Origin of the sequence: Microbacterium cremeum (assembly GCF_015277855.1) — a bacterium.
Lineage (GTDB): Bacteria > Actinomycetota > Actinomycetes > Actinomycetales > Microbacteriaceae > Microbacterium > Microbacterium cremeum.
Map to the genome: position 1 here is coordinate 2398566 of NZ_CP063812.1, position 15294 is coordinate 2413859.

16 protein-coding genes are annotated in these 15294 nt (G+C 70.8%); 7 read left to right on the plus strand and 9 right to left on the minus strand.

The features are described from left to right. The first annotated feature begins 22 nt into the window (after nucleotides 1-22). From IM778_RS10960 to surE, 4 genes are all read left to right on the plus strand, one after another. Nucleotides 23-1165: an epoxide hydrolase family protein gene (locus IM778_RS10960; RefSeq protein WP_194408928.1), complete on the plus strand. Its 1143-nt coding sequence runs from the start codon at nucleotides 23-25 to the stop codon at nucleotides 1163-1165. A 127-nt stretch (nucleotides 1166-1292) separates the two neighbouring features. Beyond that, nucleotides 1293-2315 carry an isopenicillin N synthase family dioxygenase gene (locus IM778_RS10965; protein WP_194408929.1) on the plus strand — a complete coding sequence of 341 codons (1023 nt, stop codon included), beginning with the start codon at nucleotides 1293-1295 and terminating at the stop codon, nucleotides 2313-2315. A gap of 72 nt (nucleotides 2316-2387) precedes the next feature. After that, nucleotides 2388-3401: a 1-phosphofructokinase family hexose kinase gene (locus IM778_RS10970; RefSeq protein WP_194408930.1), complete on the plus strand. Its 1014-nt coding sequence runs from the start codon at nucleotides 2388-2390 to the stop codon at nucleotides 3399-3401. Further along, entirely contained in the window at nucleotides 3398-4174 is a 777-nt protein-coding gene (surE, locus tag IM778_RS10975) for a 5'/3'-nucleotidase SurE (RefSeq protein ID WP_194408931.1), read from the plus strand. Before IM778_RS10970 ends, surE begins: the two co-directional genes overlap by 4 nt. 67 nt (nucleotides 4175-4241) lie before the next feature. On the opposite strand, the gene rpsO is transcribed toward surE, so the two are convergent. Further along, entirely contained in the window at nucleotides 4242-4511 is a 270-nt protein-coding gene (gene rpsO / locus IM778_RS10980) for a 30S ribosomal protein S15 (RefSeq protein ID WP_005048780.1), read from the minus strand. A 240-nt stretch (nucleotides 4512-4751) separates the two neighbouring features. Between rpsO and IM778_RS10985 the strand changes: the two genes are divergently transcribed. Continuing rightward, on the plus strand, nucleotides 4752-5690 hold the full coding sequence (locus IM778_RS10985; protein ID WP_194408932.1) for a DMT family transporter: 939 nt from the start codon (nucleotides 4752-4754) through the stop codon (nucleotides 5688-5690). Between the two features lie 48 nt (nucleotides 5691-5738). Here IM778_RS10985 and IM778_RS10990 read toward each other — a convergent pair whose 3' ends face one another. Further along, nucleotides 5739-6692 carry an AraC family transcriptional regulator gene (locus IM778_RS10990; RefSeq protein WP_194408933.1) on the minus strand — a complete coding sequence of 318 codons (954 nt, stop codon included), beginning with the start codon at nucleotides 6690-6692 and terminating at the stop codon, nucleotides 5739-5741. Between the two features lie 122 nt (nucleotides 6693-6814). Between IM778_RS10990 and IM778_RS10995 the strand changes: the two genes are divergently transcribed. Continuing rightward, nucleotides 6815-7462, plus strand: coding sequence for an NAD(P)-dependent oxidoreductase (locus IM778_RS10995; protein WP_194408934.1), 648 nt, complete (start codon nucleotides 6815-6817; stop codon nucleotides 7460-7462). A gap of 67 nt (nucleotides 7463-7529) precedes the next feature. On the opposite strand, the gene IM778_RS11000 is transcribed toward IM778_RS10995, so the two are convergent. After that, nucleotides 7530-7898, minus strand: a complete 369-nt coding sequence (locus IM778_RS11000) for an FKBP-type peptidyl-prolyl cis-trans isomerase (RefSeq protein ID WP_194408935.1) — start codon at nucleotides 7896-7898, stop codon at nucleotides 7530-7532. Nucleotides 7899-8085: 187 nt separating this feature from the next. Beyond that, nucleotides 8086-9315: a PrsW family intramembrane metalloprotease gene (locus IM778_RS11005; RefSeq protein ID WP_194408936.1), complete on the minus strand. Its 1230-nt coding sequence runs from the start codon at nucleotides 9313-9315 to the stop codon at nucleotides 8086-8088. A gap of 105 nt (nucleotides 9316-9420) precedes the next feature. On the opposite strand from IM778_RS11005, the gene IM778_RS11010 reads away from it, so the two are divergent. Next, nucleotides 9421-10284 (plus strand): fumarylacetoacetate hydrolase family protein, encoded by an 864-nt coding sequence (locus tag IM778_RS11010; protein ID WP_194408937.1) that lies wholly within the window; start codon nucleotides 9421-9423, stop codon nucleotides 10282-10284. A gap of 66 nt (nucleotides 10285-10350) precedes the next feature. Here the strand turns inward: IM778_RS11010 and IM778_RS11015 are convergent, their stop codons facing one another. The 5 genes from IM778_RS11015 to IM778_RS11035 form a co-directional block, all read right to left on the minus strand. After that, nucleotides 10351-10797 (minus strand): DUF4190 domain-containing protein, encoded by a 447-nt coding sequence (locus tag IM778_RS11015; RefSeq protein WP_194408938.1) that lies wholly within the window; start codon nucleotides 10795-10797, stop codon nucleotides 10351-10353. Between the two features lie 86 nt (nucleotides 10798-10883). Beyond that, entirely contained in the window at nucleotides 10884-12359 is a 1476-nt protein-coding gene (locus IM778_RS11020; RefSeq protein WP_194408939.1) for an aspartate ammonia-lyase, read from the minus strand. Nucleotides 12360-12485: 126 nt separating this feature from the next. Then, nucleotides 12486-13394, minus strand: a complete 909-nt coding sequence (locus IM778_RS11025; protein ID WP_194408940.1) for a phosphodiesterase — start codon at nucleotides 13392-13394, stop codon at nucleotides 12486-12488. Between the two features lie 43 nt (nucleotides 13395-13437). Further along, on the minus strand, nucleotides 13438-13770 hold the full coding sequence (locus tag IM778_RS11030) for a peptidase (RefSeq protein WP_194408941.1): 333 nt from the start codon (nucleotides 13768-13770) through the stop codon (nucleotides 13438-13440). Then, a complete protein-coding gene (locus tag IM778_RS11035) occupies nucleotides 13767-15116 on the minus strand; it encodes an inorganic phosphate transporter (protein WP_194408942.1) in 1350 nt (449 codons plus the stop codon). Before IM778_RS11035 ends, IM778_RS11030 begins: the two co-directional genes overlap by 4 nt. Nucleotides 15117-15294 lie beyond the last annotated feature (178 nt).

A 15294-nucleotide genomic window follows, 5' to 3' on the forward strand; every position in this document is an offset into this window, starting at 1 on the left:
TTTAAACCGTAACGTCGAAGACATGAACACCGCAACCACCTCCACCGCCGACATCCGCCCCTTCCGCATCGACGTTCCGCAGACCGCACTCGACGACCTCGCCGACCGTCTCGCCCGCACGCGGCTCCCCCAGGCCGCACCCGCCGACGACTGGGAGTCCGGAACGCCCAACCATTACCTCGCCGACGCCGTCGCCCATTGGCGCGACGACTTCGACTGGCGGGCGACCGAGGCGCGCATGAACGAGTTCCCGCACTTCACCACCGACATCGACGGGCAGACGATCCACTTCGTCCACGTGCGCTCGCCGCACGAAGGGGCGACGCCGCTGCTGCTCGCGCACACCTACCCGGGATCCTTCGCCGACTACCTCGACATGATCGGCCCGCTCGTCGACCCGGTCGCGCACGGTGGCCGCGCCGAGGACGCGTTCGACGTCGTCGTCCCCGACGCGCCGGGGTTCGGGTTCAGCCAGCCCGTGACCACCGCCGGCTGGACCACGGCCCGCGTCGCGGCCGCGTACGACACGCTCATGCGCCGGCTGGGATACGACTCCTACGGCATCCACGGCAGCGACAACGGCGCGATGGTCGCCCGCGAGCTGGGCCTGCTCGCGCCGGAGGGGTTCCTCGGGCTGCACGTGCTGCAGCTGTTCTCGTTCCCCTCGGGCGACCCCGCCGAGTTCGAGAAGCTCGAACCCCAGGACTACGCCGGCCTCGAGCACATGCAGTGGTTCCAGTCGGTGGGCGGCTACAACACGATGAACGCGTCGCGCCCGCAGACGATCGCCGCCGCGCTGTCGGACTCGCCCGTCGGACTGCTGGCCTACTCCGAGCTGTTCAACTCGTTCGGCAACGGCACGTCGCTCGTCCCGCTGGACGCGATCCTCACCGAGGCGAGCATCGCATGGTTCGCCAACGCGTCCGCGGGCATGAGCCGCGCCTACCGTGAGAACGCGCTCGCCGGAGACGAGCCGCGCGTCAGCGACGCGCGCACCGGGGTCGCCGTCTTCAAGGACGACTTCCAGACGATCAAGGTGTTCGCCGAGCGCGACAACAGCAACATCGTGCACTGGAGCCGGTTCGAGCGCGGCGGGCACTACGCGGCGCTCGAGGTGCCCGAACTGGTCGTCGGCGACATCCGGGCGTTCTTCGCGGCAGCGTGAGCACCTGGCGTATCGCCTCGTCTCCCTCGCTTGACGACCGGCCGGACCCCGGTCGTCGAGCGAGGGAGCGCGGGTAACCAAGGGCAACAAAGAAGCGGATGCCGCGGCATCCGCTTACTCTCGCCTCATGACCGACCTCACGCTGCCGATCCTCGACCTGTCCCGGCTGGACGCCGGGCCGGAGGCCGCCGCACAGTTCCGCGACGACCTGCGCGCCGCAACGCACGACGTCGGGTTCTTCTACCTCACCGGCACCGGAGTCACCCCCGAGCTGGAGTCGCGCCTGCACCGCGCCGCGCGCGACTTCTTCGCCCTCCCCGAGGCCGACAAGCTCGCGATCGAGAACGTCAAGAGCCCGCACTTCCGCGGATACACGCGCGTCGGCGGCGAGCGCACGCAGGGCAAGGTCGACTGGCGCGAGCAGATCGACATCGGCCCCGAGCGCGAGGCGGTGGCCGGCCCGGCCGCACCGGACTTCGCGCGGCTCATCGGTCCCAACCTGTGGCCGCAGGCGCAGCCGGAGCTGCGGGAGGTCGTCTCGGAGTGGCACGACCATCTGTCGGGCGTGGCGCGCAAGCTGCTGCGCGCATGGGCGCTCTCGCTCGGCGCTCCCGAGAGCTACTTCGACGAGCACTTCGGCGAGCCGTCGACACTCATCAAGATCGTGCGGTACCCCGGCAAGGAGGACCCGACTCCGCAGCAGGGCGTCGGCGCGCACAAGGACTCCGGCGTGCTCACGCTGCTGTGGGTCGAGCCGGGCAAGGGCGGGCTGCAGGTCGAACGCGGCGGTGAGTGGGTGGATGCTCCCCCGGTTCCCGGTGCCTTCGTCGTCAACATCGGCGAACTGCTCGAATACGCGACCCAGGGCTACCTCATCGCCACGAAGCACCGCGTCATCTCACCGAAGTATCCCGACGACCGGATCTCGGTGCCGTTCTTCTTCAACCCGGCCCTCGACAAGCGCCTGCCGCTGATCGAGCTGCCCCCCGAGCTCGCGGCGCAGGCGAACGGCGTCACCCAGGACCCGGCGAACCCGATCCACGCACTGTACGGCGAGAACGCGTTGAAGTCGCGGCTGCGGGCGCACCCCGACGTCGCCGCGATCCACCACGCCGACCTCGTCGCGGCGCGGGAGGCGGCCTCCGCCTGAGCGGTCTTGCACGGCTCAGGCGGCCGGGCAAGGGGGTGCCGGACGCGTGCCCCCGCGCCTAGCGTGGCCGTCATGAGCGATGTCACGATCTTCGCGCCCTCCCCCACGCTCACCGTCACCGTCGAAGAGCACGGCGACGAACCCGACATCCACGTCCACGCCGGCGGGCAGGGCGTGTGGCAGGCCCGGATGCTGCTGCGCCTGGGCGTCTCGGTGACCATGAGCTGCGCGCTCACCGGCGAGATCGGACGGATGCTGCGCCACCTGCTCGAGGACGAGGGCATCTCGGTCGCCGGCGTCGAACGCCCCGGCAAGGGGTCGGCCTACGTGCACGACCGCCGCGGCGGCGAGCGCCGCCCGATCGCCGAGACCGAGGGCGAGCCCCTCGGGCGCCACGACCTCGACGAGCTGTACGGGGTCACCCTCCGCGAGGGTCTCGCCTCGGGGCTCGCAGTCCTCAGCGGTCCTGCCGGCGAGGAGGCGCTTCCGCCCGACACCTACCGCCGCCTGGCCGCGGACCTGCGCGAGGGCGGCGCCAAGGTCGTCGTCGATCTGGCGGGCGAACGCCTGGAAGCGGCCGTGGCCGGAGGGGTCGACGTGCTCAAGGTGAGCGATGAGGAGCTCTCGCGCGACGGTCTCGCCGAGGACGACTCCCCCGCCGCTCTCCTGGCCGCGATGCGCGAGCTCCACCGTCGCGGCGCCGATGCCGTCATCGTGTCGCGGGCGACCGACCCGCTCCTGCTCCTGGACGCCCACGGCTTCCTCGAAGTGGGGCCGCCCCGCATGGAGGTGGCCGACACGCGCGGTGCGGGCGACTCCCTCACCGCCGGCGTCGTCGCCGGGATGGCGCGGGGCGAGAGTCCTCGTGAAGCCATCGTGACGGGCGCCGCGGCGGGTGCCCTCAACGTGACCCGCCACGGCCTCGGCACCGGCGACTCGGCCGTGATCGAGAAGCTGCGGGACGCCGTGACCGTGCGCGAGATCTCGGACGACTCGGAGGCCGGCATCGACCAGCCCGTCACGGGCCACGTCAGCCCCGACGGCCTCGCCGCACTGGCCGAGCCCGACGAGGAGGACCGCGCATGACACGCGCGCTGATCACGAACGACGACGGCATCGACGCGCCGGGGCTGCACGTGCTCGCCCGCGCGGCGCTGGAGGCCGGCTTCGACGTCACCGTCGCCGCGCCCGCCCGGCAATCCAGCGGTACGAGCGCGTCGATCGTCGCGGCCGAGGAGGACGGGCGCATCGCGATCGATCGTCGCGAGCTGCACGGGCTCGACGGCGTTCCCGCCTACGCGGTGCACGGCGGGCCGGGCCTGGTGACACTCATCGCCGCGCACGGCGCGTTCGGCGACCCCGCCGACCTCGTGCTGTCGGGGGTGAACCACGGCGCGAACGTGGGGCGGGCCATCCTGCACTCCGGCACGGTCGGGGCAGCGCTCACCGGCGGCCTCAACGGCGCCTGGGGCGTGGCCGTGTCGCTGGATGTCGGCATGAGTCCCGCCGAGTTCCATTGGGATGCCGCCGCCGCGGCCGCCATCGGACTGCTGCCGTTCCTCTTCGCGCGGCCGCGCGGCACGGTCATCAACGTCAATGCGCCCAACCGACCCCGGAACCGCGGCGTCGTGGAGGCCGCGCTCGCCCCGTTCGGCATCGTGCAGACCACGCTCACCGAGCGTCACACCACCCACATCCGGCTCGCGGTGGAGGATCTCCCCAACCGGCCGGAGCCGGGAACGGACGCGGCACTGCTCGCCGAAGGATGGGTGACCCTCACCGGCCTCGATCCGGTGTCACAGCTGCCGCTCGGCTACGACGGCGCCGAGGCATCCGCTCGTGAGGGCACCGGCGCATGACGAAGGCCGCCCCACACCGTGGGGCGGCCTTCCAAGAATGTTTTGCGCGATTGAACGCTGGCTGCGATTAGCGGCGGAGTCCGAGACGCTCGATCAGCGACCGGTAACGGTTGATGTCGATGTCCTGGAGGTAGCCGAGCAGACGACGGCGCTGACCGACGAGCAGGAACAGCCCACGACGCGAGTGGTGGTCGTGCTTGTGCTCCTTGAGGTGCTCGGTGAGGTCCTTGATGCGCTGCGTCAGCATCGCGACCTGCACCTCGGGGGATCCGGTGTCACCGGGGTGCGTCGCGTACTCTTCGATGATCGCCTTCTTGACGTCTGCTTCCAGTGCCATAGGTGATCCCCTCTCTGCTTGTTGCGCGGTGCCCGTCACCCGATGTGCGAGCTCTCTTTCTCCGCGGCCGATCCAACGGCAACCTCAAGAGTCTACCAGCCGCCGGGCGGCACGCGCGAACCGGGGATCCTCCCCCTCGCGACGCCCGATGCCGTAGCAGGGCGGTCGCACATGCGCGGATTTCGGACGTCGCACGCCCGCGCCGGGATCGAGATCGGATGCCGCACCTAAAGTGGGCGCGTGACCACGACCGAGATCCTGCCCACGACCCGCACCACCGCCTCCGGGTGGGTCGCGACGCAGTTCGTGCTGGCCGGCGTCGTGTGGGGATCGAGCTTCCTGTTCATGAAGGTCGCGCTCACCGGGATCTCGCCGGCGCAGGTCGCCTGGACGCGCATCGTCCTCGGCGCGCTCACGCTCGGCGCCATCGTCCTCGTGCGCCGCGAGCCGCTGTCGCGGAACCTCCGCGTGTGGGGTCATCTCACCGTGCTCGGCCTCACGTTCTGCGTCATCCCGTTCCTGCTGTTCTCGTGGGCGCAGCAGCACGTCACCTCGGGCGTCGCGAGCATCTTCAATGCCACGACGCCGATCATGACGGCGGTCATGGCGTGGCTCGTCTTCCGGGTCGAGCGACTGCGCGGGATGCAGGTGCTCGGGATCGGGCTGGGCATCGCCGGCATCGTCGTGATCATCGCGCCCTGGAAGGGCGTGGCGCTGGGCGCGAGCCTCATCCCCGAACTCGCGATCCTCGGGGCGACCGCGAGCTACGGGTTCAGCCTGGCGTACATGCGCCGCTTCGCGTCGAACACGGGCATGTCGGCGCTCGCCTTCACGTTCGGCTACATCGCCATGGCAGGCGTCGTGATGGCGCTGCTGACCCCGTTCCTCGTGCTCACGCCGGTGCGACTCGACGTTCCCATCGTCGTGAGCCTGGTGCTGCTCGGATGCCTCGGCACCGGCATCGCGTACGTGTGGAACCAGAACACCGTGCGCGCGTGGGGCCCCACGCGCGCGTCGACCGTGACCTACATCACACCGGTGGTCGGGGTGATCCTCGGCATCGTGATCCTGGGCGAGACGATCTCGTGGAACGAACCGGTGGGCGCACTCGTGGTCTTCCTCGGCATCCTGCTGGCACAGGATCGCCTCCGCCGGCGTGCCGCCGGGCAGGTCTCGTGACGCCGACGACGCGGGAACGGATGCCGCGAGCCGCCGGCCTCTCGCGCGTCAGGCTGCGACGGCGGAACGTCGCACGCGCCCGGGCGTCTCGCCGGTGACCCGGGCGAAGGCGCGGCTGAACGCGGCCTCCGAGCCGTAGCCGTGCGCGGCGGCCACCGCCGCGACGCTGCGACCCTGCGCGAGCATCGCCCGCGCTGCGCGCATCCGGGCACCGGTGACGTAGGCCATGGGCGGCTCGCCCACGACCTCGCCGAACCGCGCCGCGAACGCGGACCGCGACATCGCGGCGCGACGCGCGAGCTCGCTGAGCGACCATGCGTGACCGGGATCGCGATGCACGGCGGCGATCGCGGCGCCCAGCTGCGGATCGCGCAGCGCCGCGAGCCACCCGGTGGCGGCGTCCGGCTCGTCGGCGAGCCATGCCCGCACGGTCTCGACCACGAGGACGTCGGCGAGCCGGGTGGCGATCGCCTCTCCGCCGGGCCGCGGCACGCGCAGCTCACCGGCCAGGAGCGGCACCAGCGCGCTCATGACCGGATGCCGTGACGAGTCCACCTGGACGATCGGCGGCAGCACCGCGAGCATGTCGTGCACGGCGGGCGAATCGAACACGACCACCCCGCACAGCATCGCCAGAGGAGCCTCCACCGTCTGGGGCCCGAGCCGCAGCACCGAGAACGCGTCGCCCAGCATCACCTGTGGCAGCAGGTCGGCGCGGCCCAGCAGCCGGGCACCCGGCGCGGTGGAGATCCGATGCCCGATGCCGCGGGGGACGAGCGCGAGCGTGCCGGCCCTGACCGCGTGCGGCTCGGCGCCGTCGATCTCGAGGTACGCCGTGCCTCGCGCGACGATGTGGAACGTGAGCGTATGCGGGAACTGCGGCATCTCGACTGATGCGTCGCCGGACGCCTCGGTCCACGAGTAGAACGCGCCGCGCATGCGCAACTGGTAGAGCGCCTCGGTGAGCGGATCTTCGCGATCCCACGGCATCGGGGTGGTCATCGGACGCTCCCTCCCATGCGTGGACGATCGATCATGAAACCCGTATCACTGACGATAGAACATCCAGAGCTCCGATGCGAGAGTCGGGTCATCACCGCAAGATCGAAGGAAACGGAGACCTCATGAACATCCTCGTGATCGGCGCCACCGGAGGCTCGGGCCGCGCCGTGTGCGACGCCCTGCTCGAGCGCGGCCATCGCGTGACCGCCGTGGCGCGGCGCGCCACCTCGCTCGGGCCGAAGCCCGGGCTCGACCGCGTCGACGGTGACGCCACCGACCGTGCGACCCTGGACAGGATCCTGCCCGGCCACGACGCCGTGGTCGTCACGCTCGGCATCTCGGAGCCCGTCCTCCGGGTCAGGCTCCGCGGCGCGAAGGGGACACCCGGCGACGTGCGCTCCCGCGCGACCGACCAGCTGATCCGCGCGGCACGCGACGCCGGCGTGCGCCGGGTGGTTGTGCAGTCCTCCTACGGCGTCGGGACGACGCGCGACCGGCTCGGCTTCGTCGACCGCGTCCTGTTCGCGCTGCTGATCAAACCGCAGATATTCGACTCCGAGCTGCAGGAGATGCTGCTGCGCGGGTCGGACCTCGACTGGACCATCGTGCAGCCCGTGTACCTCACCGACGGCGAGTCCACCGAAAGATTCGTCTCGACGGACGGTCGCACCCGGGCACGCAAGGTCGCCCGTCGCGGCGTGGCCGAGGTGCACGCCGACCTCGTCGAGCAGCGCGACATGATCGGCGAGACCGTCTCGGTCTCGGGCTGACGCGACCCCGACAGCACGAGAGGGCGGATGCCGCAGCATCCGCCCTCTCGATGTCAGGAGGAGGAGGTCAGCCGACCGCGATGAGGTCGATGACGAAGATGAGCGTCTTGCCGCCGAGGAAGTGACCCCCGGCCGGTCCGTACGCGAGGTGCGGCGGGATGATGAGCTCGCGGCGGCCGCCCACCTTCATGCCGGGGATCCCGTCCTGCCAGCCCTGGATGAGGCCCCGCAGCGGGAACTGGATGCTCTCACCGCGATTCCACGACGAGTCGAACTCCTCGCCGGACTCGTAGTCGACCCCCATGTAGTGGACGGTCACGGTGTCGCCGGGCTTCGCCTCGGCGCCGTCGCCCACGACGATGTCGCGGATGACGAGGTCGGCCGGAGCCGGGCCGGCGGGTGCGTCGATCTCGGGCTTGGTGCGGTCGTCAGTCATGAGACCATCCAAGCATCCGAGGCGCCCGCGCGCAGTGCGCGTTCGCGATCAGAGGAACGCCGACGGCGCCGACGCACCTGCCCGTTGACGAACCCAGCGCCCGGTGCCGCGGCGATGCCTGCGTGTCTACCGAGCGCTGAGTTGGCCTGGTTTCAGAATGCCGGGAGCCCGCCGACGATGTCAAGGCCTACGGGGCGAACATCGCGGCACGCGTCGCGGACGTCTTGGCGAGGAGGTCGCGCTCGTCCGACGCGGCGTGCGGATCCCGCCCCGTGATCGCCCGCTGGCGCGTGGCCGCGAGCGCCGTGGCGTCGGCGATGAAGGTTCTCATGAGTCCCGTGCGGTCGCCGCGCAGCGACCGCGCCCACGCGAGCGCCGCCCTGCGACCGGATGACGTGGCCAGCATGTCGACCTCCTGCGGGGTGAACCAGCCGGCCGCCGCGTACTCCCCGAGGCGGCGGCGCGTGAGGCGCGACTCCTCGCGACGCAGGGCGATGATCCCGAGGATGAACCCGGCGAACAGCGGCACCTGCAGCGTGACGTACAGCGCGAAGAAGTCGCCGAACAGCGCCGAGCCGTTCCAGAGCGCGTGCAGCGCGATCGCTCCGGCGAGCCCGAGCAGCCAGGGCCCTATCCCCTGTCCCACGGTGGCGCCGCGACGCGCGGCGAGACCGAGCGCGAAGCCTGTCACGCTCGAGAACATCACATGCGCGAAGGGAGAGAGGATGCCCCGCACGAAGAACGTCGCCGTCGTGTCGGCAGCCCCTCCCTCGATGAAGCTGATCGCGAAGTACTGGATGTTCTCGGTGAACGCGAACCCGGCGCCGATCAGCGCGCCGTAGACGATGCCGTCGACCGGGCCGTCGAACGCACGCCGCGCCGTCGCGAAGATGATGAGCACGCCCAGGCCCTTCGCGAGCTCCTCGACGACCGGGGCCTGCACGACGACGCTGAACGCCTGACGCAGGGGCGAGCCGTCGTCGCCGATCGCGATCGTGATGAGGAGATCGACGCCGAGCGCGATGCCGACCGCGGCGATGGCCCCCCACGCGACCGCGAGGACGAGCAGGCCGCGCGGCTCGGGCTCCCAGCGGTCGACGATCCGCACCGACACCAGGACGCCTGCGAGCGGCACCAGCGCAAGCAGCATGCCGACCAGCGATGCGCCCGGCCCCAGCGCGTTCAGGAAGTACCCGACGAGCGCGACCAGCACCAGCACGAGCAGTCCCGCCAGCCAGACGCTCGCGGTGCGGCCCCGGCGTGGCACCGCGGTCGCGGGGACCTGGACGGGCGCCGGCGACGTCGTCGGCGGGGTGATCGGCGCCGGGGCGGCATGGCGCGGCTGGGCGAGAGCGGAAGCGAACTCGGGCGGGCTGAGCGAGGGTCGCAGTCCTCCGGGTCCCTGATCGTGCGTCATGCGCTCAGCCTAGGGCCGCCCGGCTGCCGCCTCTGCCTACAGGCTCCGCCTCGCCGGGCCCGCTCCGCCGGCGCGCGCACGCAGGCGGCCCGGTAGGTTGGAGGGATGCGCTTCGCCCACGTCGTCCCCCCCGATTCGGAGGAGCCGAGGCTCGTCGTGGCGGACGGCGAAGAGGCCGTGTTCGTGGACGAGCTCTTCGACGGCGCTCCCCGCACGCTCGAGCAGCTCATCGCCGGGGGCGACGAGCTGCTGCGGCGCGTCCGCGAGACCGCGGACCGTGGGACGCGGCATCCCCTCGACGGGGCCCGCTACGCGTCTGCCCTGCTCACGCCGCCGGTGATCCTCGCGATCGGGCTCAACTACGCCGCGCATTCCAGCGAGCTCGGGCTCAAGACCGACTCGACGCCGACGGTCTTCGTGCTGTGGCCGAACTCGCTCGCGGGGCACCACGGCACCACCGCGTGGCCGCGGTCGCTGAGCGAGTCCGTCGACTACGAGGCCGAGCTCGGCGTCATCATCGGCACGCCCGCGAAGAACGTCTCCCCCGACGAGGCCCTCGGCCACGTGTGGGGCTACACGGTCGTCAACGACATCACGGCACGCGACATCCAGTACTCCGAGGCGCAGTGGTCGCGCTGCAAGTCCTTCGACGGGTTCACCCCGACCGGCCCGTTCGTGGTCACCGCCGACGAGGTGCCCGACCCGCAGGACCTCCACATCTGGACCGTCCTGGACGGGCACACGATGCAGGACGCCACGACCGGGCAGATGGTGCGGTCCGTCGCGACGCTGATCTCGCACCTGTCGAAGTCCGCCACGCTGCTTCCCGGCACGCTCATCTCGACCGGCAGCCCCGGTGGTGCCGGCTATTCGCGCGACCCGCAGGTGTTCCTCCGCGACCGCTCCACCGTCACCGTCGGGATCGACGGCATCGGGTCGCTCACGACCCACTGCCGGATCCTGGACTGAGCCGCCGCACCCGCAGACGCAGAAGCCCCTCGCCGGACACCGGCGAGGGGCTTTCGCGTGAAGAGACTACGGGCAGGTGATCGTGCCGCCCGTGGTGGTCTCGTAGACACCAGACGGCAGGCCGTCGCACAGGCTCGCCAGCGCCGCGGCGCCGAGCGAGACGACCGCGATGACGATGATGATCGTGAGGACGAAGAACACCGCGCCGAGGATGATCGCGGCGAGCGCCCAGCCGTTCTTGTGGCCGGCCTTCTTGCTCTGCACGAGCGCGACGATGCCGAGGATCAGGCCGATCAGCGACGCGAAGAACGACACGATGAAGGCGACGATACCCAGCGTCTTGCCGGGGACGCTCTCGGGAGCGGGCGCGGCGTACTGGGGCGGCGGAGCGGCGGCGTAGGCAGGCGGGGCGGCGGGGGCCGCCGCGGGCTGCGCCGGAGCCTCGGCAGGCGGGGCGGGCGGAACGCTCGCCGCGGGGGTCGTCGGCTCTGCGGGATTCTGCGGATCGGTCATGTGATTCCTCTCATGTAGGGCTCACATGACCGTAGTGGCATGGGGCCGCGGAGGGCAATCACCACGCCGTACGCCGCGTCCGGCGATCATCCGTCGGCCGGATCGTCCCCGGGGATCTCGCCCGGATCGACGATGGGAATCGCCGCCGTGATGGTCTCCAGACCCGAGAGCCGGGCCGGCGAAAGCTGCTTGGTGACTTCCTCGCGCGACATCAGGTCGGCTTCGACGACGAGGTCGGCGACGTTGCGTCCGGTCAGCAGCGCGGTCTTGGCCAGTGCCGCTGCGGCGGCGTAGCCGATGAAGGGCGTGAGGGCGGTGATGACGCCGACCGACGCGCCGACCAGCGCGCCCAGCCGCTCGCGGTTGGCCGTGATCCCGTCGACGCAGTTGACGCGCAGCGTGTGCATGCCGCGGCGCATCCACGTGATCGACTGGAAGATCGAGTGCGCGATGACGGGCTCGAACGCGTTGAGCTGCAGCTGGCCGCCTTCGACCGCCATCGTCACGGTGAGGTCGGCGCCCGCCACCGCGAACGCCACCTGGTTGACCACCTCGGGGATCACCGGGTTCACCTTGCCGGGCATGATGCTGGAGCCCGCCTGGCGAGGCGGCAGATTGATCTCGCCCAGGCCCGCCTGCGGACCGGACGACAGCAGGCGCAGGTCGTTGCAGATCTTCGAGAGCTTGATCGCGTTGCGCTTGAGCGACGACGAGAACGACATGAACGCGCCGGTGTCGCTCGTGGACTCGACGAGATCGGTGGCGAGGTCGAGGTCGAGGCCCGAGATCTCACGCAGGTGGCGCAGCACCGCCTGCCCGTAGCCGGGGTGCGTCGTGATGCCGGTGCCGATCGCCGTCGCACCCATGTTGATCTCGTACAGGAGGTACGCGTTCTCCTTGAGGCGGTGGTAGTCCTCGCCGAGCGTGGTGGCGAATCCGTGGAACTCCTGGCCGAGCGTCATCGGAACGGCATCCTGCAGCTGCGTGCGGCCGACCTTGAGCACGTCGTGGAACTCGACGGCCTTCGCGAGGAACGCGCGGCGTAGGAGGTCGAGCTCCTCCAGCAGCGTCAGCAGGTCCAGGCCCAGCCCGACCTTGATCGCGGTCGGGTAGACATCGTTCGTGGACTGGCTGCGGTTGACGTCGTCGATCGGCGAGAGGAACGCGTAGTCCCCCTTCTCGCGCCCGGCCAGCTCGAGCGCGACGTTGGTGATGACCTCGTTCGCGTTCATGTTGGTCGACGTTCCCGCGCCGCCCTGGATGACGCCGACGACGAACTGGTCGTGGAACTTCCCGTCGATCACCAGCTGTGCGGCGCGGTCGATCAGGTCGGCCTTCGCGGCGTCCAGGACGCCGATCTCCTTGTTCGCGCGGGCAGACGCCTGCTTGACCATCGCCAGCGCCTTGACCAGGTCCTTGTAGACCGAGATGGGCCGCTTCGAGATCGGGAAGTTCTCGAGCGCGCGGGCGGTGTGGATGCCCCAGTACGCGTCGGCGGGGATCTCGAGGGATCCCAGGGAGTCGGTCTCGGTGCGGGTTCGCGTCTTTGCGTCCAGAGCCATGTGTGCAGTCCTCGTGGGTCGATCACAGCGGTGTGGGGATGGCTCCGACACTACCCGCGTACCCGTCGTCGGTCGCTGTACACCGCGTACAGGAGGCAGGTGGTGCTCGTACACCGCGGCGTGAGGTCATCGCCGCTTGCGCGAGAACTCCTCGAGCCGCTGCTCGGGCGTCAGCCGCGACATCCGCTCGACCCACTCGGCCGAGAACACGTCGCCGGTCGGTGCGTCGACCACCGGAACGACGGCGTGCGTGATCGTGTCGTCGTACACGTGCACGAGGTGGAACGACTGCCCGGCGTCCATGCCGTTCACCTCGACGGCCGGGCGCGCGAGGTTCATCGTGTAGCACGTGGCTGCCGCCACGCTCACGGGCACGCCCGCGAAGGTTCCGCTCGTCGAGTAGTGGAGGTGGCCGGCCAGGATCGCCCGCACGTCGGAGCCGGCGACGACCTCGGCGAGCCGCCCCTGGTCGCGCAGCTCCAGGATGTCGAACAGCGGTACGTGCGACGGCAGCGGGGGGTGGTGCAGGGCGAGGATCGTCCCGAGCGGCGCCGGCGACTCGAGCTCGCGACGCAGCCACTCCAGCTGCCCCGAGTCCAGGTCGCCGTGGTGCCACCCCGGCACACTGGAATCGAGCGCGACGAGCCGCAGCCCGTCGAGGTCCCAGACGCCGGTCACCGGGTCTTCGGTCGGCTCGGCGCCGAACAGCACCTGTCGCATCGCGGGGCGCTCGTCGTGGTTGCCGGCGACCCACACCACCGGCGCCCCGAGCCGCTCGGCCACCGGCTCGACGGCATCCCGCAGCGCGGCATACGCGTCCGGCTCGCCGAGGTCTGCCAGGTCGCCCGTGAACACGATCGCGTCGGGGCGGATGCCGACCGCCTCGGCTGCCTCCAGGGTCCGGGCGAGGTTGCCCGCCGTGTCGAAGCGTCCGCCCAGCGGGGGGTTGCCCGCCAGCAGGTGCGTGTCGCTCACATGCAGGAGCGTGCGCCGCGCGGGGGCGTACTGACCGAACTGCACGGGTGCCGTCGTCATGCGCACAGCCTAGGCGGTGGCTGCGACCCCGCGCCGATCCGGCTCAGTGGTTGAAGACGATGAGCAGGATGCCGACGACCACTGCCGCCGCGCACACGGCGAAGCACACATACGCGCCGATGAGCGCGACGCGCTTCTGCGCCTCGGTGAGCGGGCTGCGCTTGGCCGCCTTCGCCGCCGCCTTCTCGGCCCGGCGCGCTTCCTTCTCGGAGATCACGGTGATCGCGTCGGTGAACTCGACCGGCGCGACCACGGGCGCCCGGCCGGCTCGCACGAGCAGACGCAGCCCGAGGGCGTAGAAGCCGACCACCAGCACGGCGGCCGTCAGCGCGGCGAGGAAGACCTGCACGAACGCCAGCCAGTTGATGACGATCATCGCTCGCCTCCCTCGTTCGGCGCGGTGGGCGCCGGTTCCGCGGCGGGCGCGCCCTTCGCCGCCTTGCCCGCCTTCGCCGCCTTCGCGGCCTTCTCGGCCTTGGCCGCCTTCTTCGCGGCGGCCTCGTCTGCGGCGCGACGGCGTGCCTCCTCGCGCGCGATCGCGCGCTGCCGGCGCGTGGGCGGCGGATTGCGCTTGACCTTCACCGCGCGCCCGGACTCGGCGACCTCGCTCATCGCGTTCGCCGCGGTCACGGCGTTGCGGCGCGAGCGCAGGAACAGGCCCAGGATGATCGTGACCGCGAGCACCGCGTCGATGATGATGCCCCAGAAGCCGAGCGACACGGCGATGAACGCGGCGACGGCGCCCACCGCACCGGCCGCGGGGAGTGTCAGCACCCAGCCGATCATGATGCGACCGGCAGTGCGCCAGCGCACCTGCGAGCCGCGGCGGCCGAGCCCCGACCCGATGACCGACCCCGACGCGACCTGCGTCGTCGACAGCGCGAACCCGAGGGCGCTCGAGGCCAGGATGGTCGCTGCGGTCGAACTCTCGGCCGCGAAGCCCTGCGCCGGCTTGACGTCGGTGAGGCCCTTGCCGAGCGTGCGGATGATGCGCCAGCCGCCCATGTAGGTGCCGAGGGCGATCGTGATCGCGCACGCGAAGATGACCCACGTCTGAGGGTCGGCGTCGGAGGAGGACTGCCAGCCCGCCGTGATGAGCGCGAGCGTGATGACGCCCATCGTCTTCTGCGCGTCGTTGGTGCCGTGCGCGAGCGCGACGAGCGACGACGTGAAGATCTGCCCGAAGCGGAAGCCGTCGCGCCCGTCGGGCTTGCTGTCGTATCGCCGCGTGAGCGCGTAGGCGAGCTTCGTCACCGTGAAGGCGATGACACCCGCCGTCAGCGGCGCGATCACCGCCGGGAGGATCACCTTCGACATGACGACGCCGAAGTCGATCGCCATGAACCCGACGCCCACGATCGTGGCGCCGATGAGGCCGCCGAACAGCGCGTGAGAAGACGACGACGGCAGGCCCAGCAGCCACGTCAGCATGTTCCAGGTGATCGCGCCGATCAGGCCGGCGAAGATGACGGCGGGGAAGACGGATGCCGAGATGTCGTCTTCCCGGATGATGCCGCCCGAGATGGTCTTGGCCACCTCCGTCGACAGGAACGCGCCGACGAGATTGAGGATGGCTGCCAGGAGCACGGCCGTCTTGGGCTTCAGTGCGCCGGTCGCGATGGGCGTCGCCATCGCGTTCGCGGTGTCGTGGAATCCGTTCGTGAAGTCGAAGAACAGCGCCAGCACGATCACCAGCACGATGATGAGGGTTGCGGTTTCCACCGTTCGCTTTCCGTGAGGGGTGGGGTGTGGATGCCGACGGGATCGGCGTGACGAACGAACAGTTCACCTTTTGTTCAGGAACCGGCAACCGGCCAGCAAGAATCCTACAACGGCTGCCCGAGCGGTCAACTCACGCGCGGCACCGGCGCGGACGCACCCTCGCCGCGGGCGACTACCG